General features: G+C 66.8%; 24 protein-coding genes and 1 riboswitch. Of the genes, 11 read left to right on the top strand and 13 right to left on the bottom strand.

The genetic code is table 11. From position 1 onward, the window contains the following. Positions 1-307 precede the first annotated feature (307 nt). From ACLMAL_RS27620 to ACLMAL_RS27610, 3 genes are all read right to left on the bottom strand, one after another. A complete protein-coding gene (locus ACLMAL_RS27620) occupies positions 308-718 on the bottom strand; it encodes a VOC family protein (RefSeq protein WP_379068659.1) in 411 nt (136 codons plus the stop codon). A 5-nt stretch (positions 719-723) separates the two neighbouring features. Beyond that, positions 724-1,173 (bottom strand): helix-turn-helix transcriptional regulator, encoded by a 450-nt coding sequence (locus tag ACLMAL_RS27615; protein ID WP_412001746.1) that lies wholly within the window; start codon positions 1,171-1,173, stop codon positions 724-726. A gap of 282 nt (positions 1,174-1,455) precedes the next feature. After that, positions 1,456-2,682: an alpha/beta hydrolase family protein gene (locus tag ACLMAL_RS27610; RefSeq protein WP_412001745.1), complete on the bottom strand. Its 1,227-nt coding sequence runs from the start codon at positions 2,680-2,682 to the stop codon at positions 1,456-1,458. Between ACLMAL_RS27610 and ACLMAL_RS27605 the strand changes: the two genes are divergently transcribed. Next, positions 2,681-3,214 (top strand): ester cyclase, encoded by a 534-nt coding sequence (locus tag ACLMAL_RS27605; RefSeq protein ID WP_412001744.1) that lies wholly within the window; start codon positions 2,681-2,683, stop codon positions 3,212-3,214. The genes ACLMAL_RS27610 and ACLMAL_RS27605 overlap by 2 nt on opposite strands. Continuing rightward, a riboswitch (TPP riboswitch) is annotated at positions 3,214-3,330 on the top strand. (Overlaps the previous gene by 1 nt.) Further along, complete coding sequence (locus ACLMAL_RS27600; protein ID WP_412001743.1) at positions 3,325-4,695, top strand: purine-cytosine permease family protein; 1,371 nt, start codon at positions 3,325-3,327, stop codon at positions 4,693-4,695. (Overlaps the previous riboswitch by 6 nt.) 25 nt (positions 4,696-4,720) lie before the next feature. On the opposite strand, the gene ACLMAL_RS27595 is transcribed toward ACLMAL_RS27600, so the two are convergent. The 4 genes from ACLMAL_RS27595 to ACLMAL_RS27580 form a co-directional block, all read right to left on the bottom strand. Then, on the bottom strand, positions 4,721-5,266 hold the full coding sequence (locus tag ACLMAL_RS27595) for a hypothetical protein (RefSeq protein ID WP_412001742.1): 546 nt from the start codon (positions 5,264-5,266) through the stop codon (positions 4,721-4,723). Next, complete coding sequence (locus tag ACLMAL_RS27590; protein WP_412001741.1) at positions 5,263-6,435, bottom strand: hypothetical protein; 1,173 nt, start codon at positions 6,433-6,435, stop codon at positions 5,263-5,265. Before ACLMAL_RS27590 ends, ACLMAL_RS27595 begins: the two co-directional genes overlap by 4 nt. A 65-nt stretch (positions 6,436-6,500) precedes the next feature. Then, the gene (locus tag ACLMAL_RS27585) at positions 6,501-6,944 is read right to left on the bottom strand and encodes a FixH family protein (RefSeq protein ID WP_412001740.1); all 444 of its coding nucleotides are present in this window, start codon (positions 6,942-6,944) and stop codon (positions 6,501-6,503) included. Beyond that, positions 6,941-8,563 carry a hypothetical protein gene (locus ACLMAL_RS27580; protein ID WP_412001739.1) on the bottom strand — a complete coding sequence of 541 codons (1,623 nt, stop codon included), beginning with the start codon at positions 8,561-8,563 and terminating at the stop codon, positions 6,941-6,943. The genes ACLMAL_RS27585 and ACLMAL_RS27580 overlap by 4 nt, the downstream gene beginning before the upstream one ends. A gap of 165 nt (positions 8,564-8,728) precedes the next feature. On the opposite strand from ACLMAL_RS27580, the gene ACLMAL_RS27575 reads away from it, so the two are divergent. Together ACLMAL_RS27575 and ACLMAL_RS27570 are read left to right on the top strand one after the other, a co-directional pair. Next, on the top strand, positions 8,729-9,211 hold the full coding sequence (locus ACLMAL_RS27575; protein ID WP_328401280.1) for a group II truncated hemoglobin: 483 nt from the start codon (positions 8,729-8,731) through the stop codon (positions 9,209-9,211). 121 nt (positions 9,212-9,332) lie between these two features. Further along, on the top strand, positions 9,333-10,469 hold the full coding sequence (locus ACLMAL_RS27570; RefSeq protein ID WP_412001738.1) for a metallophosphoesterase: 1,137 nt from the start codon (positions 9,333-9,335) through the stop codon (positions 10,467-10,469). A gap of 73 nt (positions 10,470-10,542) precedes the next feature. On the opposite strand, the gene ACLMAL_RS27565 is transcribed toward ACLMAL_RS27570, so the two are convergent. The 4 genes from ACLMAL_RS27565 to ACLMAL_RS27550 are packed head-to-tail and all read right to left on the bottom strand — an operon-like array spanning position 10,543 to position 14,505. After that, on the bottom strand, positions 10,543-11,022 hold the full coding sequence (locus tag ACLMAL_RS27565; protein ID WP_412001737.1) for a YbaK/EbsC family protein: 480 nt from the start codon (positions 11,020-11,022) through the stop codon (positions 10,543-10,545). A 38-nt stretch (positions 11,023-11,060) separates the two neighbouring features. After that, positions 11,061-12,740 carry a glycerol-3-phosphate dehydrogenase gene (gene glpD, locus ACLMAL_RS27560; RefSeq protein ID WP_412001736.1) on the bottom strand — a complete coding sequence of 560 codons (1,680 nt, stop codon included), beginning with the start codon at positions 12,738-12,740 and terminating at the stop codon, positions 11,061-11,063. Positions 12,741-12,796: 56 nt separating this feature from the next. Further along, a complete protein-coding gene (gene glpK, locus ACLMAL_RS27555) occupies positions 12,797-14,317 on the bottom strand; it encodes a glycerol kinase GlpK (protein ID WP_412001735.1) in 1,521 nt (506 codons plus the stop codon). Beyond that, positions 14,314-14,505: a hypothetical protein gene (locus tag ACLMAL_RS27550; RefSeq protein WP_412001734.1), complete on the bottom strand. Its 192-nt coding sequence runs from the start codon at positions 14,503-14,505 to the stop codon at positions 14,314-14,316. The genes glpK (ACLMAL_RS27555) and ACLMAL_RS27550 overlap by 4 nt, the downstream gene beginning before the upstream one ends. A 256-nt stretch (positions 14,506-14,761) precedes the next feature. Between ACLMAL_RS27550 and ACLMAL_RS27545 the strand changes: the two genes are divergently transcribed. From ACLMAL_RS27545 to ACLMAL_RS27520, 6 genes are all read left to right on the top strand, one after another. Beyond that, positions 14,762-15,526: an IclR family transcriptional regulator gene (locus tag ACLMAL_RS27545; RefSeq protein WP_412001733.1), complete on the top strand. Its 765-nt coding sequence runs from the start codon at positions 14,762-14,764 to the stop codon at positions 15,524-15,526. Between the two features lie 87 nt (positions 15,527-15,613). Then, positions 15,614-17,146, top strand: coding sequence for a glycerol kinase GlpK (gene glpK, locus ACLMAL_RS27540; protein WP_412001732.1), 1,533 nt, complete (start codon positions 15,614-15,616; stop codon positions 17,144-17,146). Between the two features lie 84 nt (positions 17,147-17,230). After that, positions 17,231-18,082 carry a hypothetical protein gene (locus ACLMAL_RS27535; RefSeq protein ID WP_412001731.1) on the top strand — a complete coding sequence of 284 codons (852 nt, stop codon included), beginning with the start codon at positions 17,231-17,233 and terminating at the stop codon, positions 18,080-18,082. A gap of 72 nt (positions 18,083-18,154) precedes the next feature. Beyond that, positions 18,155-18,841: a GntR family transcriptional regulator gene (locus ACLMAL_RS27530; protein ID WP_328401261.1), complete on the top strand. Its 687-nt coding sequence runs from the start codon at positions 18,155-18,157 to the stop codon at positions 18,839-18,841. Positions 18,842-19,015: 174 nt separating this feature from the next. Continuing rightward, positions 19,016-19,339 (top strand): hypothetical protein, encoded by a 324-nt coding sequence (locus ACLMAL_RS27525; protein ID WP_412001730.1) that lies wholly within the window; start codon positions 19,016-19,018, stop codon positions 19,337-19,339. Further along, positions 19,336-19,680 (top strand): hypothetical protein, encoded by a 345-nt coding sequence (locus ACLMAL_RS27520; protein WP_412001729.1) that lies wholly within the window; start codon positions 19,336-19,338, stop codon positions 19,678-19,680. The genes ACLMAL_RS27525 and ACLMAL_RS27520 overlap by 4 nt, the downstream gene beginning before the upstream one ends. 15 nt (positions 19,681-19,695) lie before the next feature. On the opposite strand, the gene ACLMAL_RS27515 is transcribed toward ACLMAL_RS27520, so the two are convergent. Next, the gene (locus tag ACLMAL_RS27515) at positions 19,696-20,103 is read right to left on the bottom strand and encodes a hypothetical protein (protein WP_412001728.1); all 408 of its coding nucleotides are present in this window, start codon (positions 20,101-20,103) and stop codon (positions 19,696-19,698) included. Between the two features lie 230 nt (positions 20,104-20,333). On the opposite strand from ACLMAL_RS27515, the gene ACLMAL_RS27510 reads away from it, so the two are divergent. Continuing rightward, entirely contained in the window at positions 20,334-20,690 is a 357-nt protein-coding gene (locus ACLMAL_RS27510) for a hypothetical protein (RefSeq protein WP_412001727.1), read from the top strand. A gap of 84 nt (positions 20,691-20,774) precedes the next feature. Here the strand turns inward: ACLMAL_RS27510 and ACLMAL_RS27505 are convergent, their stop codons facing one another. Continuing rightward, a complete protein-coding gene (locus ACLMAL_RS27505; protein ID WP_412001726.1) occupies positions 20,775-21,296 on the bottom strand; it encodes an ester cyclase in 522 nt (173 codons plus the stop codon). Between the last annotated feature and the right edge of the window lie 118 nt (positions 21,297-21,414).

Genomic DNA, 21,414 nt, shown 5'->3' with positions numbered 1-21,414 from the left:
CTCGCGGTCGAGCTTCTCGTCGGCCTCGCGCCAAGCCTCGATGCGGCGCGAGGGCACGCGGTGTCAGTGGTACGGCCTGGCCCCGGTGTGTGCGACGAGGCACCGGCCACCTATGCCCATTTCTGTTGGTTGGCTGACGCTCGGTGGTTGCGTCGCCTCCGAGCCTCGGGAGCGCGTGTGGCACTCATCGGTTGTGCAGCAGTCCGGGAAGGTTTCCCTCGGTGTCGGTGCCGGCTGCCGCCGGCCTCATGCACGGGCTCCTTGACGGTGCCGACTGTGCAGGTGATGGCTGCGATCGCCGGATGGCTCAGCGCAGCTCCTGGATGCGGACCAGGTTGCCCGCGGGATCGCGAACCGCGCAGTCGCGAACCCCGTACGGCTGCTCGGTCGGTTCTTGAACGACCTCGGCGTCGCTGGCCTGCACCCGCTCGAAGGTGCCGTCGAGATCCTTGGTGGCCAGGAGGATGCCGCCATAGGTGCCTTTGGCCATCATCTCGAGAATGGTGCGGCGCTCATCGTCGGTGATGCCGGGGTCGACGGCAGGCGGATGCAGGACGATGGAGGTTCCGGGCTGGTCGGCGGGGCCGACGGTGATCCAGCGCAGCCCGTTGTATCCGACGTCTTTGCGGACCTCGAAGCCGAGGGTGTCGCGGTAGAAGGCGAGGGCTGCGTCCGGGTCGTCCTGGGGCAGGAAGCTCGAGTGAATGGTGATGTCCATGGCAATCAGGCTAATTGCGGGTCGGCGACCTGCGCTTCTCGATTCCTGATCGGTCTGGTCACCTGTTTCGCCACGCAGGACGGTATCCCCGCCGTCGCGAGGGCCGCCTCGCGCCGGTAGGTGCTGGGCGGCATACCGACCAGCTCGGTGAAGCGAGTGCTGAAGGTGCCCAGCGACTGGCAGCCGACCGCGAAACAGACCTCGGTGACGCTGAGGTCGCCACGACGCAACAGCGCCATCGCGCGCTCGATGCGCCGTGTCATCAGGTAGCCGTATGGCGATTCGCCGTAGGCGAGGCGGAACTGGCGGCTGAGGTGCCCGGCCGACATGTGCGCGTCGCGGGCGAGCGCCTCGACGTCCAGCGGCTGTGTGTACTCCCGGTCCATCCGGTCGCGCACGCGGCGCAGTCGCGCGAGGTCGCGCAGGTACTGTTCCGTGGCGGGTTTGCTGGTCACTTCCGCGATCGTCCCACGTCGCGCCGGAGTTGACCAGTACCGCACGCGTTCCACTGCACTCCGCGTCCGCTTTGCCACCGGTCTGCTCCAGGTTCAAGGGCATAGCGTTCGTCGAAGAGGTCTGCGAGCTCCAGGGGGCACGAGAGCACCGCGATGCTGCTCGGGCAGCCCGGTGACGGTGGCGTTCAGCAACGGCTGGCGCCGGACCTGACGGAGTTCGCTGACGGCATGAACTCGGTGCACTGCGCTACCGATGCAGGCGCGATTCGGCGTGCGGGTGGCTCAGGTGGGTGGGGCCTGCTGTTGGAATACCTCCAGGATCTGTGGCAGTGCGATGCGGGCGGTGCTGCCGTGGTCGATGTCGCCGAGGTCGAGCAGGGTGGCCTTGTCGCTGTGCAGTGCTTGCAGGCAGTGTTCGGAGTTGGCGTAGGGGATGCTGCGATCGCCAGAGGCGGCATAGAGGTGGACCGGGACGCGTGGTGTCCAGTCGCAGGTGCCGTCGGTGTCGGCGACGGCGTCGCGTGCGGCTCCGGTGGGGTTGCGTGACCAGGCGATGAACTTGGGCGTCAACAGTTGTTGTGGCGCGGTGAGCAGGGCTGCGCCGATGGCGATTTCGGTGTGATTGCCGTCGAAGAGTGCCTCCACTGTGGCGGCATACGGTTGCTGGAATGCTTCGGCGGGGCTGTCGTAGAGATGGTGGATGCGGTTCATCGAGGTGAGCCAGTATGCGAAGTAGAAGACCGCGCTCGCGGGCATGACCCGGCCGTCCAGTCCGGCGGGCGTCTGCACGTTCTGCACATCGTAGGGTCCGCTCACCGGTGCCAGCGCCGCGAGCCCGAAGCCGGGGATCCGGCCCGCGTGCAGTGCCTTGCCCAGCGCCGTCGCCGCCTGGCCGCCTTGGGAGAAGCCGGTGACCAGGATGTCCGGGTCGAGTTCGCGTTGCTCGCGGGCCGCGACCGCGCGGGCCGCGCGCAACAGGTCGACCGAGGCACTGACTTCTGTCGGGGCATGGGTGTAGGGGTGGAACCCCGGGCCTTCGCCGAGTCCCAAATAGTCCGGCGCGACCGCCGCATAGCCCGCCCCGGCGAACATGATGGTGCGCGCTCGGTCGGGGCGGGTCGTCCCGTTCACCGACGGCGCATCACTCTTGAGCGACAGTGTGCCGTGCGCGTAGCTGACCACGCGCAGCCTGCGGGAGTCGGTGCGCGGCAGCACGACCAGGCCGCTCGCGGTCGTCGGCCGGCCGCTGGTGTCGATGGTCCGGTATACGACGCGATAGGCGTCGATACCGTTGCGGGCCGAGGCGTTCAGGTACGTGCTGGTGACGGCTGCCGACATCTGAGCGACCGGTGTTGCCGAGACGATCTCGCCGCGGATCGACTGCTCGGCGGGTGTCGAGGTCGCGCGGCTGTCCGCGTCCGGTTTGTCCGCGGCCGCACACGCCGCCGACCCACCCAGCAACACGATCGCGCCGAGCACCGCGACCGCGCGACGCGTGGATCCGATCATGACTGTGCCCGCCTCTCTCGGCGAATTCACCGCCTGCACGACAGCATTCGCTGCATCCTGCGACGGCCTGCGCGGCATGGTGAACATGTCGTCCTTCGACGCTCGTACACTGGCCACCGGTTGGCTCGACTACACCCCGCACGGCGACCACACTGTGCTGAGTTTGTTCGCACCGGACGTCTACGACAACGTCAGTGGCTGCGGGCTGGACATCCTCGACGTCGTCGCCCAGTGGTCCTACACGAGTTTTACAGACCGGAGTGCAGAATTGCACGAGGTGCTGTCGAGCGAAGACCGCGTTATGGTGTGGTACACCTTTCGCGGTCGGCACATCGGCAATGGGTTTCCGCGGTTGCACGGTCGTCGCATCGAGGGAAGACCGGTGGCCTGGGCCCGGGTGCGCATCTTTCGGGTTCCGACGGGTTGGTGGTCGAACACTGGGCCGTGCGTGACGACGCCCAGTTGCTGGATTCGGTCGAAGGACCGAAGGCTATGTGGCATGGTGCGTCACGTGTACTATTCGCCCGAATAAGACCCCACCGCGGGAGCTCGGGCACGGCCGGGCTGAGAGGGCGGACCCGATGTTTCGCCGACCGCATGAACCTGTCCGGGTAATGCCGGCGTAGGGAGTAGTGCTCCGGCATGTCTGCACCGACCCTGGATGAATCCGAACGGCACGAGGCGCCGCTGACCCTCGAGGAGCCCGCACCGAAGGTGCTGTCGTTCTGGGACCAGAGCGCCTTTTGGGCCAATCTCGGCGTCAGCCTCGTCGCGTTTACCGGCGCGTACACCGTGCTGGCTCCGAACACCGAGTACGCGCCGCAGATCTCGATCGCCGCGGGCATCCTCGCGATGATCGTGGGAACTGTCCTCGGCGGTGTGATGCTCGGGCTTGCCGCGGTGCCGGGGGCGCAGACCGGCAAGCCCGCGATGGTGTTGCTGCGTGGCCTGTTCGGCGCGAAGCTCAGTTATGTTCCGACCGTGCTCAATATCGCCCAGCTCATCGGCTGGGGGACCTTCGAGTTGATCGTCATCGGTAATGCGGCCGAAGAGTTGTTCGGCGGTGGTCCGCACTGGCTGTATGTGGTGGTGGCCGGTGTGTTGACGACCGTGCTGACGATCTGGCCGCTCGGTTCGGTCCGAATGCTGCGACGGTTCGTGACCGTCGGCGTGGTGATCGCCCTGATCTGGTTCTACATCCAGTTCCTGCACAAGGGTCTGCCCGACCTGACCACCAATCCCGGGCCCGAGGGTGCTGGGCCGTTCGGTGTCGACTGGAGTTTGTTCTGGATCGCCACCGATGCGGCGCTGGCCGTGTCGATCTCGTGGGTGCCGGTCGCGGCCGACTACACCCGCCATTCCCGCAGCACCGGTGCCGCCTTCGGTGCGGCCAGCGGGGCGTATGCGATCACCCAGATCGTCGCCTACATCCTCGGCTTGTTCGCGCTGGCCCTCGCGACCGGTGACGGCGGCCAGTACACACCGTTCCTGCAGGTGAGTCTCGGTGCGGTGTTCTTCTTCGTTTTGGTGTTGCGGGAGGCCGATCAGTCCTTCGCCAATGTGTACTCCACGGCTGTGTCCATCCAGAACCTCGCGCCGCGCATCGACCGTCGGGTGCTGTCGATCGGGCTCGGTGCGCTGATCACGGTACTTGCGCTGCAGCTGAAGATGGAGAACTACTTCGGTTTCCTCGGGTTGATCGGTTCGGTGTTCGTGCCGCTGCTCGGTGTGCTCGTCGCCGACTTCTTCCTGCGCGCGAAGGGGAACTGGAATACCGCACCGGATGCCCCGTCGCGCTGGGGGATGATCGTCGCCTGGCTGGTGGGCTTGTCGGTGTATCAGCTCATCAACCCGGGTGACGCGGGCGTCTGGACCGACTTCTGGGTGAACATCCAGGAGAGGCTGCACTTCACCAAACAGCCGTGGATGAGCGCTTCACTGTTGTCGTTCCTGGCCGCGGTGCTGGTGGCCTGGATTGTCGGGCGGGTCGCGACCGCCCGGAAATCGGCCTGACAGCACCGCGATTCGCCTACGGCAGTCAGACGATCAAGGTTTGTCGGCCCGGTCGGGTGCGACGCCAGGCCACCGCAAGGAACACGATCAGGCCCAGCAGTGGCAGGGTGCCGATGGTCCAGCTCAGCGGCAGTGGTGGTCCGGGTTGGTCGAGAACTTCGACGCCGTCGAGGGTCCCTTCACCGTGCCCGAGCGGCCCGTCAATGCTGAAGACGAAGCGGTAGCTGCCGGGGTCGTCGAACGCTTTGACATCCAAGCCCCAGGAATCGCGTTTACGGGGGTGCCGTACCAGCGGCGCGGCGCGGCGTCCCGGTTTGATCGCGGGGCCGGTCACGCGCAAGGTTCCGGACCTGTCGGCGATGCCGCCATCGGGCATGAACGTGAAGTCCAGGGACTTCATCGCACGCAGTGGCCAGGTGGAGAACCCGACGGTGAGGCTGTACGGGCCGGCTTGGACCCGCTCGGTGTGCACGACGTCGACCGGCGCGTACGCGGCGGCGGGTGCGATCGCGATCAACGACAGTGTGACAGCAGCCAACACAGCGACAGCGAGTCTGCGCAGCACGATCATCGGTGGTCCTCCGTTGCGGGAGCGAGAAGAGGCAGCATGGTGGTGAATCGGCCGCCGAGGAATCCGGCGAGCAATCCCAGCGGAATCCCGAGCAGCGTGACCGTCAGGACGTCGGCGAATGCGAGGTGGGACATGGCGTGGGTGAGGTTCATTTGCAGCGGAAAGCTCACCCCGACGATTACGCCGGTCGCGACTCCGGCCACCAGCACGATCTTCTTGGCGTCGTAGCCGCGGGTGCGGGCCAGCCAGAACAACCCTTCGACGACGGCGGCCGCGACGATCAGGAACATCGGCATGATCGCGGGCAGCTCCGGTGGCCGGCCGGTGAGACCGTCACGCAGCGGCAGCCCGATCGCCGAGGCATAGGTTTCGGCAGCCCACGGCGAGAACCACCACAGGATCGCCTGCATCGCTCCCAGCGAGCCGGCGATGGCGATGGCCGCCCCGGCGCGGGCAAGCAATGCCGCACCGAGGATCAGCAGCATCGGCCCGAACAGCACGATCCCGAGGATGGTCGGATCGGCGGGCAGCTCCAGGTTGTTCAAAGCGTTTGTGGGGATCGGCGCGAAGGTGATCAGGATCGGGATCGCCACCACGATGCCGATCCGGCCCCAGCGGTGGTCGCGATGGGCGGCGAAAACGATGATGCTGCCGATCATGGTGAGCGTGATGGACAGGAACAGCGCCACGTGTGAGGGGGTGTTCAGCACCGCGTCGAAGCCGTAGATCGAATGCCACTGCAGATCGAGGAGACCGTAGAGCAGGAACAATGCCGCACCGGCTCCGGCGATCATGTAGCCCAGCGGTGCAGTGAGATTGCTGCCGAACACCCGTATGGGCGTGCCGCCCATACGGGGCACCGGTCGTCCGGCGCGTTGGGCGGAGGTGGCAATGAGGACCATGGCGAGGCTCGCGAACCCGGAGATGGCGCTGCCGGAGTACAGGAACAGATGCGGCAGGGTGAAGAAGGTGTCGGGGCCGACTTCGTTGTGCCACTGGATATCCCAGCTCAAGCCCACCAGTGTGACAGCGGTGCCGAGGACGACGACCCAGGCCCCGATGCGAGCCGCCGTGCCATTGTCGGAAGCGGCGGACGGTGCGGATTCTGCGGTGGTCACCGACGGTCCGGCACGGTCTGCGGACGTGTCGGACGGTGCTGGGGTGCTCATGACGGGCGGTCCTTTCTCTGGTCGTGCTGCGGTGGTGGTTGCTGGTGTGTGGGGCCGCATCGATGTCAGCCACCGACCCACACCGGCAGCGTGAGCTGCTCGCCACCGTCGTGGGTATCGATCGAGAGCCGGAGGTCCCAGGGACCGGTCATCATCAGGGCCACACCCGCCGCATGGAAGTGGCCGGGACTCATTGGCGCCGCCGTCACCGGTTGCCCAGCATGGCCCATGAGCGGCTGGTTCGCCTGAAGCAGCACGGCGCCATGGTCGATCGGGACACCGGCCCGATCGGTGATCGTGATGTCGATGTCGGTGGTGCCGAGGCGCAGCCTGTCGACGGTGACGGTCACGAGATGCTGGGGTGTGCCGGTGTTCAGCACCACCGGGGCGGGCGAGCGCGGCCACACCAGCCACCCGATGACGGCAATGACAGCGATGACGACGCCACCACCACCGACGAGAACACCGGGCCGCCACGAACCCTGGCCGGTTACCGGTGCGGCGCTCACCGGTGCGCTCCTGTCGCCGGGGCGGCGGCGACATCGAGCACGACCGGGACAGTGAGCACGGTGTAGTGCCGTTCGACCTGGATCCACAGTCGGTATCGGCCCGCGGAAGGGAAGGTGTAGGTGAAAGGGACATCGGGCCCGTAGGCGGCCACGGTTTCGTCCGGGGTGCTGTCGCCGTTCACGGGCGGCATCAGCATGGTTCCCCTACCCGCGGCGGCGGTCGAGCCACCCATCTCGTGCATGCCGCGCATCCCCGGCATGTCGGACATACCTGTCATCGATGTCGAGCCCATCGAGTGGGCGTGTCCCCAGATAGGCGAATTCTGTACGGCCGCAGCGATATCGGTGCCATCGGTGTCCGGCAGTGGTCCGGCCATGATCAGGTGCCCGACCATGCCGAGCCAGGGCTGCAAGTCGGCGGTATCGCCGACCTCGACGGTGAGGGTGGTCGGTGTGCCGGCTACCGCCGTTGTTGTTCTGACCGTGATGGGGTTGGCGTCCACTACGGTCGATGCGGTGGTCGTTGCTGCGCCCAGATACACCGCGGCCGCCGGCGGAACCTGTGCTGCCGCACCCGGTGTGACAGTGAAACCGGTTGCGGCGCGCACCATTTGGACCCCGCCGCCGCGGCGGGCCAGCTCGGCGGACAGGGCATGATGCCCGGGCTCGGGCGAGGCCAGATGGACTTGATAGCGGCCAGGGGCGATCCGGATCGGGTGCAGATGCGACAGTCGACCGGACGGGCCGACCACCAGCAGATGCATCAACGCACTGTCGTGCACGAGCAGGTCGTCGACGGGTGCGCCGGTGGCCGCGTCGATCACGACCAGATCGAGATCGCCCGGCTGCCCGGCGGACGCGGGCCCACCTGCCACGGTGAGCAGCACTGGGGGACGGGAGAAGTCCGAGATCAACGGTTGTTGTAGGGCATAGGGATTCTCGACGTTGTCCACCGTCGGGTCGAGCTGGCTGCCGGGTTGCGGAGGAAGCGGTAGCGACGCCGACAGCAACGCGGCCGTTACCGACACCGCGATCCCGGCCACCATCCCACCGGCCGGAAGCAGTGCCCACCCGCTGCGGCGGGCACGGATCGCCATCAGGATCGACACCGGCAGCAGCACTCCTGCGACCAGGAACCCGCCGTAGACCAGACGCTCCGGCGGTGATGTGACCTGTGCGGGCACCACGAACGGAATCCGCGCCACGCGCACGCCGTCGCCGACGGACAGCTCCCACGGCCCGGCCCGATCCATTGCCAGTGTGGCCGAGTACATCCCGGGTGTGCCGCCGAGGTCGATCACCGCCTCGGTGCTGGGCGCTCCCGGGGCAGGCGCCCTCGGGTGTGCTACTGCTCCGGTCGGTGTCGCCGCGAGCGTGAGTTGTCCTGCGGCAGTCCCGGTGTGGGTGACGACGTCCACGCGAAGCGGGCCGGGGACGCTGGTCACCCGGCGCAGCACGAGGGTCAGTTCGCGATCTCCGAGGCTTTGGGCGACCGACATGTCCGCGCCCGAGGCCGGCGAGTCGGCGAACGCCGGTGCCATCCACACGGACACGAACAGAGCGCACAGTCCCGCGGCGAGCAGGACGCGGCCGCGAACGGCATGAGCGGCAACGGTCACCACCGCCATGGTAGGGGCGGGAACCGGCGAGATCATCACCTTCAGTGGGGATTTGGCCTCCCTCGCCGGAGTGATGCCACGCTGGGGGAAGTCCCGGATAATCCGACGCCCGGTGGATGTTCGCGCGTCCGCAGTGCGGTTCGGGTTTTGTGTAGGGTTGGGCTGGTGACGGACTCTGCTGTCGGCGATCCCGCCGTACCGACCCTGTTCGAATGGGCGGGCGGCATGCCGGCCTTCGAAGCGTTGACCACCGCGTTCTACCGTGAGGTCCTGAAGGACGATGTGGTCGGCCCATTGTTTCGCGGCATGGACCCCGGGCATCCGAAATATGTCGCGATGTGGCTGGCCGAGGTGTTCGGCGGGCCCGAGACCTACAGCAGCGAGCGCGGCGGCTACCACCACATGGTGCGTCAGCACCTCGGCAAAGCGATCACCGAACCGCAGCGTCGTCGCTGGGTGAACCTGCTGATGGATGCCGCCGACGAGGTCGGTCTGCCCGCCGACCCGGAATTCCGCGCCGCGTTCGCCTCCTACATCGAGTGGGGCACCCGTATCGCGCAGACGAACTCGCAGCCCGAGGTACACCCGCCGCTGGAAGCGCCGATGCCGCATTGGGGCTGGGGCGTCGCGCCGCCGTATCAGCCGTAGGTTCTGTGGTGGCGTGCGGTCGACGCCGACGTCGGGTTAACGCTGTTATCGTCGATAGCGCCCATAGCGCCGGGCGGGAGTGGACCGCGCGCTGCACCTGCGCCAACAAGGACGAATCCTGTTGAAGTACGTTCCGCGTGTTGTTCTGTTCCTGGCGATTCCCACCGTGCTGTTCCTACTGCCCTGGTGGACCGTGGTCCAAGCGCCGACCGGCGGCGACGGCCCGTTGTTCTGGCTCGGGTCGGCGGTGTTCCTGCTCGGGTTCCTCAGCCTGCCCGCGGCCATGTTCCTCGGGCACGGGCCCGCACAGTCGGATGCCGCATCCATCGTCGGCGACACGTTGCTCGGTGTGATGTGGGTGGTGTTCAGCTGGTCGGTGATCGGCAACATTGCCCGCGTGGGGTTGATCGTCGCCGGGGTGGCGGATCCGGGACGGTCGCGCATCGTCGCGGTCGGAGTGCTCGCGGTGGCGGCAGTGTTGACGGTGTGGGGAATCGTCGAGGCGCGGCGGGTGCCTCGGGTGCGCACGCTGGAGGTGTCGATCCCCGGACTCGGGCGCGGACTCGACGGGCTGCGGATGGTCGTCATCACCGATACCCATTTCGCGGCGCTGGACCGGTTGCAATGGTCGGAGCGGGTCGTCGAGGTCGTCAACGCGCAGCGGCCCGATATCGTCTGCCACGCAGGTGATCTCGCGGACGGGTCGGTCGCGAAGCGGCGCGCGCAAGTGGATCCGCTCGGCAAGGTGGACGCCGAGCTCGGCAAGTTCTACATCACCGGCAACCATGAATACTTCGGCGATGCGCCCGGCTGGATCGAGCACATGGCCTCGATCGGTTGGCAGCCGCTGCACAATCAGCACGAGACCGTCGGTCGGGGCGGGGACCAACTGGTGATGGCGGGCATCGACGACCCGACCGGTGTCGGGCTCGAAGGCCACGGGCCGAACCTGTCTGCCGCACTCGCGGGCGTGGAACCGAACACACCGATCGTGTTGCTCGCCCATCAGCCCCGCCAGGTCGCCGAAGCCGCCGCTGCGGGTGTCGCACTGCAGATCTCCGGCCACACCCACGGCGGTCAGATCTGGCCGTTCCACTACCTTGTTCGCCTCGAGCAGCCGGTCGTTGCCGGACTGAGCCGCCACGGCGCGGGCACCCAGCTGTACACGAGCCGCGGCACCGGATTCTGGGGGCCGCAGCTACGGGTTTTCGCGCCCAGCGAGATCACCGTCCTGGTGTTGCGGTCACCCCAGAGCTGAGGAGAGTCCACGGGCGGCACGACGAGCGTTCTCGCCGGGGAAGCGCTATTGCGTCGGTGCCGTCCGAACCGGGCTAGTTGACCGCGATCGCCTCGGCGCCGGTGACCGCGACCAACTCGTCGAAAGTGGTCGGGAAAACGGTGTGCGGGTGTCCGGCGGCGGCCCAGATCTGCTGCTGCTCGGCCAAGGTCTCATCGATCACGGTCCTGATCGGAGCCGGATGCCCGACCGGGGCCACACCGCCGATGGTCTGGCCGGTGTGTTCGCGCACGAATGCGGCACTCGCGCGAGCGAGTTCGGGGACGCCCAGGTGCGCGGCGACCTTGCCGGTGTCGACCCGATGCGCGCCACTGGTGAGCACGAGCACCGGGGTGCCGCCGGTATCGAAGATCAGGCTGTTGGCGATTGCCGCGACCGGGCAACCGAGTTGTTCGGCCGCGGCGACCGCGGTGGGGGCGGTTTCCGGGAGGACCCGAACCACGGGGGTCACTCCGGCCGCGCGCAGGGCGGCCTCGACGGCGAGCACAGTTGGCTTGCGGGCGATCTCGTCCATGGCGGCGATCCTAGCCGTGGCCATTCGGACCGACCCGGTCAAGCGCAGGCGACCAAGCGGGCCGCGTTGGCGGTTTCGTCGTCGGCTGCCTCGTTGGCCGCCAGTTCGGCCTGGACGCGGTCGAGATAGCGGGCGACCTCGCGGTCGGTGTCGGCAGCGTCCCAGCCGAGGTGGGGGCCGATCAACCAGGCGATCTCCGGCGCAGCGGCCAGGCCACGGTCCCGGGATTCGATGGAGATGCGGGTGCGGCGGGTGAGGACGTCGTCGAGATGCAGCGCACCCTCGTGGGTGACCGCGTAGACGATCTCGGCGGCGAGGTATTCCTCGGCGCCGGTGATCGGCTTGCCGAGGTCGGCGTCGGCGGCGATCAGCTCGAACAGGTCGCAGACGGCAGAGCCGTAGCGGCCGAGCAGTCGTTCGACGGTGGTGGTGGACAGTCCGGCTCGCTGTGCCACGCTGTGCACGTCGGCGGCCAGTTCCTGGTAGCCGACCGCGCCGAGTAGCGGCAGATGCTCGGTCACCGACGGTGCGGCCGCGCGACCGAGACCCTCGACCGCGGCGTCGACGACATCGGCGGCCATCACCCGGTAGGTGGTGTATTTGCCGCCCGCGATCACCAGCAGGCCCGGAACCGGTTCGGCGACAGCGTGTTCGCGCGAGAGCGTGGCGGTGTCGCTGGAGGCGCCCGACAGCAGCGGGCGCAGTCCGGCATAGGTGCCGACGATGTCGGCGCGGGTCAGCGGCTCGCGTAGGACCGCGTTGACGTGGTCGAGCAGATACTGCACGTCGGCATTGCTTGCCGAGGGATGATCCTTGTCCAACGACCAATCGGTGTCGGTGGTGCCGATGATCCAGTGGTTGCCCCACGGAATCACGAACAGCACGCTCTTCTCGGTGCGCATGATCAGCCCGGTATCCAGGTCGAGGCGTTCGCGCGGAACCAGAATGTGCACTCCCTTGGAGGTGCGGACATGAAACGGGAACTCCATGCCGGTCATCTGGTTCATCTCGTCGGTCCATACGCCGGTCGCGCTGATCACGCGGCGGGCGCGCACGGTGTATTCGCGACCGGATTCGAGATCGGTGACGTGCGCGCCGACGACGCGCGCGCCGTCGCGCAGCAGGCCGGTCACCTTGGTGCGGGTCAGTACCGTGGCCCCGTGCTGCGCGGCGGTGCGGGCAATCATCATGGTGTGGCGGGCGTCGTCGACCTGTGCGTCGAAGTAGCGGATCGCGCCGGTCATCGCGTCGGCACGCAGCGCAGGCGCCAATTCCAGTGCCCGCGTGCGCGACAGATGCCGGTGCATCGGCAGCGCGCGTGCCCCGCCCATCGTGTCGTAGAGTGCGACGCCCGCACCGATGTAGGCGCGCTCCCACACCCGATGCTGCAGCGGCAGCAGGAACGACACCGGGCGGACCAGGTGCGGCGCCAGTTTGCGCAGCAGTAGGCTGCGTTCCTTCAATGCCTCACGCACCAGCGCGAAGTCGAGCTGCTCGAGATAGCGCAGCCCACCGTGGATGAGTTTGCTCGACCGGCTCGACGTACCGGCCGCGAAGTCCCTGGCCTCCACCAGAGTCGCCGACAGGCCGCGCGCGGCGGCGTCGAGGGCGGCGCCCGTGCCGACGACGCCGCCGCCGATGACGAGGACGTCGATTTCATGGTCGCCCAATGTGTTCAGCGCGGCAGCGCGGTAGGCGGGGTCCAAACGAGCGGACACAGCGTTCTCCTTGTTTCAGTGCTAGTCAGTAGTCGATAACGGGTCGTCGAGGCGTTTCAGTCCTCGACGTCGATCCAGTCGAGGGTGCGCGCGACCGCCTTTTTCCAGCGGGCGTAGCCGCGCTCGCGCTGATGTTCGCTCCCGGTGGGGTTCCAGCGTTTGTCCTCGTGCCAGTTCTGCACGAGTTCGTCTGTGCTACCCCAGAATCCGACGGCAAGACCAGCAGCGTAGGCGGCGCCGAGCGCGGTCGTCTCGGCGACCATCGGACGCGACACGGCGACGCCGAGGAAGTCGGCCTGCAGCTGCATGCACAGTTCGTTGGCGGTGACGCCGCCGTCGACGCGCAGCACATCCAGCCGCACCCCCGAGTCGGCCTCCATGGCTTCGACGACGTCGCGGGTCTGATAGCAGATGGATTCGAGGGTTGCGCGCGCGAGATGGGCGTTGGTGCTGTAGCGAGAGAGGCCGACGATCGCGCCGCGGGCGTCGGATCGCCAGTAGGGCGCGAACAGTCCGGAGAATGCGGGCACGAAGTACACCCCGCCGTTGTCCTCTGCTTGGCGCGCCAGCGATTCGCTTTGTGCCGCACCGGAAATGATGCCGAGCTGATCACGCAGCCACTGCACGGCCGAGCCGGTCACCGCGATCGAGCCTTCCAGCGCGTACACGGGCTTCTCGGCACCGAACTGGTAGGCCACGGTGGTGAGCAGCCCGTGCCGGGAGTGCACGATTTCGTGACCGGTGTTGAGCAGCAGGAAGTTTCCGGTGCCGTAGGTGTTCTTCGCTTCGCCGGGACGGAAGCATACCTGGCCGACGGTGGCCGCCTGCTGATCACCGAGGATGCCCGCCAGCGGCACCGCGCCGCCGAACGGTCCGTCGGTGCGTGTGGTGCCGAACAGCGCGGGGTTGGCGGAAGGGGCGATCGCAGGCAGCATGACGCGCGGAATTCCGAACAGCGACAACAGTTCTTCGTCCCAGTCGAGGGTTTCCAGGCTCATCAGCATGGTGCGGGCGGCGTTGGTGGGATCGGTGACGTGAACGCCGCCGTCGGTGCCGCCGGTGAGGTTCCACAGCAGCCAGGTGTCGGTGGTGCCGAAGATCGCCTCGCCCCGTTCTGCATCGGCCGCGACGCCGGGGATGTTGTCCAGGATCCAGCGCAGCTTGCCGCCGGAGAAGTAGGTGGCGGGTGGCAAACCGGCCTTGCGGCGGATGATTTCGCCCTGGCCTGCGCGTTCGAGCTCGGCGGCGATGCGGTCGGTGCGGGTGTCCTGCCAGACGATGGCATTGCCGTAGGGGCGCCCGGTCCGGCGATTCCACACCACGGTGGTTTCGCGCTGATTGGTGACGCCGACGGCGGCGAAATCCGCGGCGGTCAGATCGGCCTTGGTGAGGGTGCTTTGAATGACGGCCCTGGTGCGTTCCCAGATCTCGGTGGGATTGTGTTCCACCCAGCCCGGTTGCGGCAGGATCTGTTCGTGCTCGAGCTGGTGACGCGCAATTTCGTTGCCCCCGTGGTCGAACACCATGAAGCGGGTGCTCGTGGTGCCCTGATCGACGGCGCCGACGTACCGGCTCATGACTGCGCCTCGCTGAGGCTGGGCTTCGTCATGCCGAGGAGCGGCGAGTTGATGATGCGCTCGCTGATGGCTGTCCTGAGCGCCCACCCCGTATTGGTCAGCAACACAGTCGCGACCACACCGACTCCGAGGAGCACCAGCATTCCCATGCCCAGTGCTGCACTCACCGAGATCGAGCCGAAGTTCACCGTTGAGTCTCCGTTCGCCGTGCTTGGTCGCGACCGCGACCGTCGATTCGACGTTACGGAGGGATTTCGTCATCGGACATACCTCGCGTTCGACAATGCTGAACGATCGAGTGTCGGTGGGGAGCTACCACGGCTACTGTTCGGCCGTCGAGGAGGTCGCTATGACGCAGGTCGCGTCCGGTAGCGCGAGTGTTGCTCCACGATTACTGCGCATTCGACATTGTCGAACCGCAGGGTTCCGGTTAAGTTTCCGGTTATGCCAGGTCCGATCCAATCGATCGAGCGAGCGGCGGCCGTGCTGCGGTTGCTCGCTCGCGGTTCCGGCCGCCTCGGCGTCGCCGACATCGCCGGGGCACTCGGTCTTGCCAAGCCCACCGCGCACGGCATCCTGCGTACCTTGCATGGGGTCGGATTCGTCGAACAGGACCCGACCAGCGGCAAATACCAACTCGGCGCGGCATTGCTGCACCTGGGCACCAGCTACCTCGACGCCAACGAGCTGCGTTCACGGGCGATCAACTGGGCCGACGGGCTTGCCGCGCGCACCGGTGAGTCGGTGCGTATCGGGGCTCCGGCCGAAGGGACTGTGGTGGTGGTCCATCACGTCTTCCGGCCCGACAACACCGAACAGGCACTCGAGGTCGGGGAGCTGCTGCCGCCGCACGCGACCGCGCTGGGCAAGGTGCTGCTGGCCTACGACTCCGACCTGGCGGCCGCGGTGCGCGGCAGCGACCTGCCCTCGCTCACCCGAAGAACGATTGTCGACCGCGTCGCGCTCACCCGGGCGCTTGCCGGGATCCGCCAGGCCGGATGGGCCGGTGACACCGAGGAATTCAGGCCGGGCGAAGCGGGCATCGCGGCGCCGATCCGCGCCCACGGTGGACTCGTGGTCGGCGCCATCGGCATCAGCGGCCCCGTCGATCGGCTCTGTGACTCGCAGCTGCGGCATCGGCGCACGCTGGTGGGTCATGTGCTCGACGCCGCGCACGCCGTGTCGCGTGATCTCGGTGCCGGACACTGACCTTGCCACGTCGCGGGCACGACCCGAATTCGCTCCCCACCGTGACCCGGGGATGCGGCCACCGATCCCGACAGGAAGTAGCTGCGGATGACACAACGCTTTGTGCTGGCGATCGATCAGGGCACCACCTCCACCCGGTGCATCCTGTTCGATCAGCGAGCCCGCCTGGTCGGTGTCGCTCAGCGTGAACATCAGCAGCACTATCCGCGGCCGGGCTGGGTCGAGCAGGATGCAATGGAGATCTGGCGCAATGTCGACCGCATCGTGCCGCAGGTGCTGCGCGACTCCCGCATCGCCGTCGATCAGATCGCCGCCCTCGGTATCGCCAATCAGCGCGAGACCACGGTGGTATGGGATCGCCGCACCGGCGCCCCGCTGCGCCGCGCCATCGTCTGGCAGGACGTGCGCACCGAAGAGTTGGTGCACGAACTGGCGGCGAAACCCGGCGCGGAGCGGATCCGCGAACTGTGCGGCCTACCCCTGGCCACCTACTTCGCCGCACCCCGGCTGCGCTGGCTGCTCGACACCACTCCCGGTCTGCGTGCGCGCGCCGAACGCGGCGAAGTTCTGTTCGGCACCATGGAATCCTGGCTGATCTGGAACCTCACCGGCGGCGTCGACGGCGGCAGCCATGTCACCGACGTCACCAACGCCAGCCGTACCCTGCTGATGAACCTGGCCACGCTCACCTGGGATGAGGAGCTGCTCGGTTTCTTCGGCATCCCCGCGGCGATGTTGCCGCGGATCCAACCCTCGACCGGGGACTACGGCACCACTCGCCGCGTCGTCCCCGGCATTCGCATTGCCGCGGCTCTCGGCGACCAGCACGCGGCTCTGTTCGGCCAAACCTGTTTCGCCCGTGGGGAAACCAAGTGCACCTACGGCACCGGCGGCTTCCTGATGATGAACACCGGCGCCGAACTGGTGCAATCCACCCATGGTCTGCTCACCACCATCGGCTATCAGATCGGCCCCGAGCCGGTCTATGCCTTGGAAGGCCCGATCGCGGTCACCGGCTCCCTGGTGCAATGGGTCCGCGACAATATCGGCTTGGTGGCCAGCGCCCCCGAAATCGAAACCCTCGCCCGCACAGTGGAAGACAACGGCGGCTGCTACATCGTCCCCGCCTTTTCGGGTCTCTATGCCCCGCACTGGCGCAGCGACGCCCGCGGCCTCATCGCCGGCCTCACCTCCTACATCACCAAAGGCCATATTGCCCGCGCCGTGCTGGAAGCCACCGCGTGGCAGACTCGCGAAGTTGTCGACGCCATGAACGCCGACTCCGGCCTGCAAGCCAGCACCCTGCGCGTCGACGGCGGCATGACCTCCGACAACCTGCTCATGCAAATCGTCGCCGACGTGCTCGGCATCCCCGTCATGCGTCCCTTCGTCCCCGAAACCGTCTCTCTCGGAGCGGCTTACGCCGCAGGGCTGTCCGTGGGCTACTGGCCGGACCTCGAAGGCCTGCGCAACAACTGGCGCCTGGCCGGACAGTGGATGCCACAGATGGATTCCGACCTGCGCGCCGAGGAATACGACAACTGGAAGCGCGCGGTCTCGCTGACCTTCGGCTGGTCACGTTCGAAACGGGCTCGCGACAGCACCAGGCCGGCGTCATGATCTTGTCCATGACGAAAGATATTGCTGGACAACAGATTTGTCATTGATACGGCGGTGGCGCGACGAGACGGTCAGAATCAAAGGGTGACCGAATTCCTACTATCACCCGATCGGCGAGACGAGCTCGCTGCCCTGCTCGGCGATGACGCGCGGTTTCGGGCCGAGTATCCGACAGTGGCGGACTACCTCGACACGGCCCCGCGGTTGCCCGGCAGCGGTGATGATGAGGCCGATCGTGCGTTCGACATTCGGCTGCTGCATTACATGACCGGTGGGCCGAGCAACAACCCGTATTGGGACATCGTCGCTCCCGCCGTCACAGATCACGCGGGGGAGGCAACCGGCAGGGTGGTGAACGGAGGACGAGACAACGGAAGTGCGCGATTGGGGTACGCACAGACCGTTCTGCAGGCTGCCTATGCCTACGCCATCCCTTCGCCGGAAACCCTGAGCTGGATCGCGGAGGTGTGCGAGGGCAGACGGGTGCTCGAAGTCGGGGCCGGCCGCGGATACTGGGCCGATCAGATCGCCAGGGGCGGGGGCGAGGTGCTGGCATTCGATTCCGAGCCGCCCGGCGTTCACGACAACATGTCTTTCCCGGTTGCCGCAGGTCAACCCGCCACCTGGGGTCGGGTCGGCGATCTGGAGGAGCTGTCGGCGCTGCGCGCCGACGGTGGCGATGGCGCAGGTGTGCTGCTGTTGTGCTGGCCGCCGGGCTGGGGTAACCCGATGGCGTCGGAAGCGCTCGCGTCCTACCGGCGGGCAGGCGGTGATCGCGTCATCTATATCGGCGAACCGCGCGGCGGAAAGACGGCGGACGACGCCTTCTTCGAGGCCCTCGATACCGAGTGGCAGCTGCTCGATCAGGATTCGAACTTCGTCGCATGGTGGAACCTCGACGACTCCGCGCAGTGCTGGCGCCGACACTCCTCCTGACTTTCGGCGATTCCGCATTGTGTATACACAGCGACGTATACACTCGGCTCACGTTGTTGAAAGGACCTCGCGATGCCGGAACCCGCATACGTCGCCATCGCCGGCGAAATCGCGAAGCAGATCCGAACCGGCAAGCTTGCGCCCGGCACCCAATTACACAGCTATTCGGAACTGGCCGGGCTGTATGAGGTCTCGGGTGTTGTCATCCGTCAGGCGATCGCACTGCTGCTCAGTCAGGGGCTGGTCCGCACCGTCGCACGCAAGGGGACTTTCGTATCGGAGCGACCGGATCTGGTTCGGGTATCTCCCGAGCGGCAGTTCGAAAGCGCGGAGGGTTCTTTCGGCAACGAGTCGGATCGTCCGGTGTGTGTAGATCGCGATGTTCGCCGGCTTCCAGCAGGCAACCTGGCGGAGCTGCTCGGCATCGCTCCCGACGACGAGGTAATGCACGTGATCACTCGCGTCACCGAGGACGGGCGACCGATCTCGATCTCCGATACCTATCAGCCGGTCGACCACGTACAGAAGGCCCCGGCATACCTGGAGGAGACGATCACCGACCGGCCACCCGCGCCCGAACACGCCACATGGTTGGGCACCACCGCAGGCGAACTCGTCAAGACTGTGCACCAGAGATTCATCAATGCCGCCGACGAGGTGGTGATGATCTCCGACGTCAGCTATCCGCGCGATCGATACAGCGCCTTCGTGTTCCGGATGAGACTCGATCACGACCCGGAGGTGGACGGTTTCACGTAGCAGACCGATCGGGAGTTGGCCCATGATCGTTCCGGGCCTCCATAAGAGTGACCCCCGGTGGTTCCAGCCACCGGGGGCCAAAAGCACCGAAGCGGTTCCAGCCGCTTCAGCCTTCCGTACACCTCAGAAGATTGGGCCCCCTGAAGCATGTCCAGCGTAGCTGGCCGGAATGCGATGAAACGCGCGATCGGATTCCTCCGGCGCGACATCTCCGGCGACGACCGGGAGGTCGATGAAACGGCGATCAACGATCTCGCAGCGGCCGAGGGCTACCGTGTCGACACCATCGTGAGTGTCGGTCCGGAAGTCCCCCACCCGTTCAGCCGGATCCTGGTGGCCGTGAGCAGAACCGACGCCGACGTGGTGATCACACCCAGCCACGTCCATGTGGCCGACTTCGCTCGCGCGCTGCTCGTGGTCGCCGACCTGATCATCATCACCCCGCACCAAACCTTGCGCCGCGGCGTGCGGCACAGCGCAGAAAGCGACCGGCCATGACCAGCTGGCAGTGGATTCTCGGCGTGCTGGTTGTCGTCGCGGTCACCGCGGTCGGGCTGTTCGCGATGTCGGTCCGCAATGAACGTCGGGAAGAGTCGACTTCCTATCAGTCTCGCGATCGTATCGACCGCGAGACGTTCTGTGCGCTCGGATGGCCCGCGGTCGACGCCCCGCCGGAGGATGCGGCCAAGGCCTTCAGCATCGATGAGGCGCACACATTGATGCGCACGCACCGGGACTGCCGAGTCGAATCGTGCCCGTGGAAGCGGGTCGGCTTCCAAACCCTGGTCGCCGCCGGACGGATCAAGCCCGACCTGAGATCCGAGCGTTACGCGCGATGACCAGGCACCCGGCGGCTACCAGTCACGCACGGACTCTGTACCTTCGATGAGGCTTTCACGCGCCCAATCGAGGTCGAGACTCAGCTCGGCTTCCGCTACATCGAGGATGTGGTCGAGTGCATCGAAAAGGTCCTCACGGTCGGCGGTGTCGATGAAGGGATTCTCTTCCTCGAGGATGTTGAATGCTTCGCCGTACTCGCGGCCGATTTCGGTCATTCGGCCGACGGTCGGATCGTCCGACAGCGCGGCAAGTACCGCCTGACGCGTCGACTCGTATTGCGCGAGCGCCTTCTGGTACTGGGTGCTGCTGATGTGATTTTCATTCTCCCAGCCCCGCAATGGGTTCCCGCGATTCTCCGCGACCGATTCAGGCTGGTCGAGGTGGGACAAAGTTGGGGAAGTCAGCTCGTTCGCGTCGTTCATGTCGGTGATCGTATTGATCTGGAGAGGGTTTTCCGCACCTGGTGATTCTGCTTCCGAACGCTGACGGCCGGGGCAAGCCGGCGCACAGCCCGAGGACAGTGCTCATGGGGGAGCCCCGCTTTTCGTCCGGACCGAGCACTGCATCGCGGACGTATCGCGAGATTATCAACGTGGCCGCACATCCTGGAACCTGCCGGATCACCGGTGAGTGGATGGGATGGAGTGCTGGGATGAACAACCCGAGCCGGTTTGCGGTGGTCGGTGCCACCGGACGCGCAGGCCGAGAACTTGTCGAGGCGCTGCGCCGTGAGGGGCACGAGGTCGTCGAGATCGCTCGGTCCGACCGGACGCCGCGCCGCATCGATGTCGTCATCGATATGTCCAGCGCGGCGGCCGAATTGTCCGCATCTCGACTGGGGTTGCAGGAAACAGTGGCGCCGTCGGATACCGAACGCGAACTCTTGCCCCACTGCCTCGATGGAGCCTTCGCCGACTGGCTGGCAGCCAACTCCAGCCGGCACACCGAATGCACTGATCGGACTCCATCATCGGCACACCGCGCGGCCGCTGCGCCACCTCGACGGTGACACGCGTCGTGTCCGCTGGCGCGCGTCCTCGCGCTCGCGAACAGGCCGACGGACCTTCTCCGCGCACGCGGCAGCGGCGGTCGGTCAGATTGCCGCGCCACGCCGTCGCCGCGCACGCAGTGCTTTGGCAACCGGGGCAACGGAATTGACGAGCATGAACATCAACCGCTCGGCTCGCGAACCCTGGGCCGGCATGATCGCCAACTGCCTGGCGATCTCGAGGCCGTTCGAGATTGCGGTGTTCGCCGCGATCGCGCCGTCGTGCACGACGAACACGTCGGTGCCGAGGATGTTCAGCGCGCACCCGTTGGGTGCGACCCCGATCAAGGGCTCCGTACCGTCGAAGGTGCCCCACATGCGCCAGTGCACCGCCGCTCGGTCGTCCTGCTCGGTCACCGAGATGATCTCGGCCCGAAAATCGGGCACCGCACGATGGATCGCCCGGAAGTAGTCGACAACGTCCTCGGGCGCGCGCAGTCGGGCGATCCCGACGAAGTCGTCGATCGCGCCGGGCTGCCAGCAGGCCGCCACCGTAGCCCAGTCCTGCGCCGCGAGTGCCTCGATGTACCGACGCGCAACAGCGCCGGGGTTCGTTGGTGTGGTCATCCCGTCAGTCTCCTCTCGTGCCGAGTCTGCTCCCTCCGTGCCGAACACAACCACGCGCTAGGTCGGTTTCGACGAATATTTTCCGCACGGCGTCCGATTCCGCACCGTCCGTAATATC

It is taken from the genome of Nocardia sp. CWNU-33 (genome assembly GCF_046764895.1).
Classification (GTDB): Bacteria; Actinomycetota; Actinomycetes; order Mycobacteriales; family Mycobacteriaceae; genus Nocardia.
This window is presented reverse-complemented; position numbering and strand designations above follow the sequence as displayed.

Coding starts and splice junctions, on each gene's coding strand:
- ACLMAL_RS27620 (WP_379068659.1), bottom strand. CDS start 718: ATGGACATCACCATTCACTCGAGCTTCCTGCCCCAGGACGACCCGGAC.
- ACLMAL_RS27605 (WP_412001744.1), top strand. CDS start 2,681: ATGACTGTGCCCGCCTCTCTCGGCGAATTCACCGCCTGCACGACAGCA.
- ACLMAL_RS27610 (WP_412001745.1), bottom strand. CDS start 2,682: ATGATCGGATCCACGCGTCGCGCGGTCGCGGTGCTCGGCGCGATCGTG.
- ACLMAL_RS27600 (WP_412001743.1), top strand. CDS start 3,325: ATGTCTGCACCGACCCTGGATGAATCCGAACGGCACGAGGCGCCGCTG.
- ACLMAL_RS27595 (WP_412001742.1), bottom strand. CDS start 5,266: ATGATCGTGCTGCGCAGACTCGCTGTCGCTGTGTTGGCTGCTGTCACA.
- ACLMAL_RS27590 (WP_412001741.1), bottom strand. CDS start 6,435: ATGAGCACCCCAGCACCGTCCGACACGTCCGCAGACCGTGCCGGACCG.
- ACLMAL_RS27565 (WP_412001737.1), bottom strand. CDS start 11,022: ATGGACGAGATCGCCCGCAAGCCAACTGTGCTCGCCGTCGAGGCCGCC.
- glpK (WP_412001735.1), bottom strand. CDS start 14,317: ATGAGCCGGTACGTCGGCGCCGTCGATCAGGGCACCACGAGCACCCGC.
- ACLMAL_RS27545 (WP_412001733.1), top strand. CDS start 14,762: ATGCCAGGTCCGATCCAATCGATCGAGCGAGCGGCGGCCGTGCTGCGG.
- glpK (WP_412001732.1), top strand. CDS start 15,614: ATGACACAACGCTTTGTGCTGGCGATCGATCAGGGCACCACCTCCACC.
- ACLMAL_RS27530 (WP_328401261.1), top strand. CDS start 18,155: ATGCCGGAACCCGCATACGTCGCCATCGCCGGCGAAATCGCGAAGCAG.
- ACLMAL_RS27525 (WP_412001730.1), top strand. CDS start 19,016: ATGAAACGCGCGATCGGATTCCTCCGGCGCGACATCTCCGGCGACGAC.
- ACLMAL_RS27520 (WP_412001729.1), top strand. CDS start 19,336: ATGACCAGCTGGCAGTGGATTCTCGGCGTGCTGGTTGTCGTCGCGGTC.
- ACLMAL_RS27515 (WP_412001728.1), bottom strand. CDS start 20,103: ATGAACGACGCGAACGAGCTGACTTCCCCAACTTTGTCCCACCTCGAC.
- ACLMAL_RS27510 (WP_412001727.1), top strand. CDS start 20,334: ATGAACAACCCGAGCCGGTTTGCGGTGGTCGGTGCCACCGGACGCGCA.
- ACLMAL_RS27505 (WP_412001726.1), bottom strand. CDS start 21,296: ATGACCACACCAACGAACCCCGGCGCTGTTGCGCGTCGGTACATCGAG.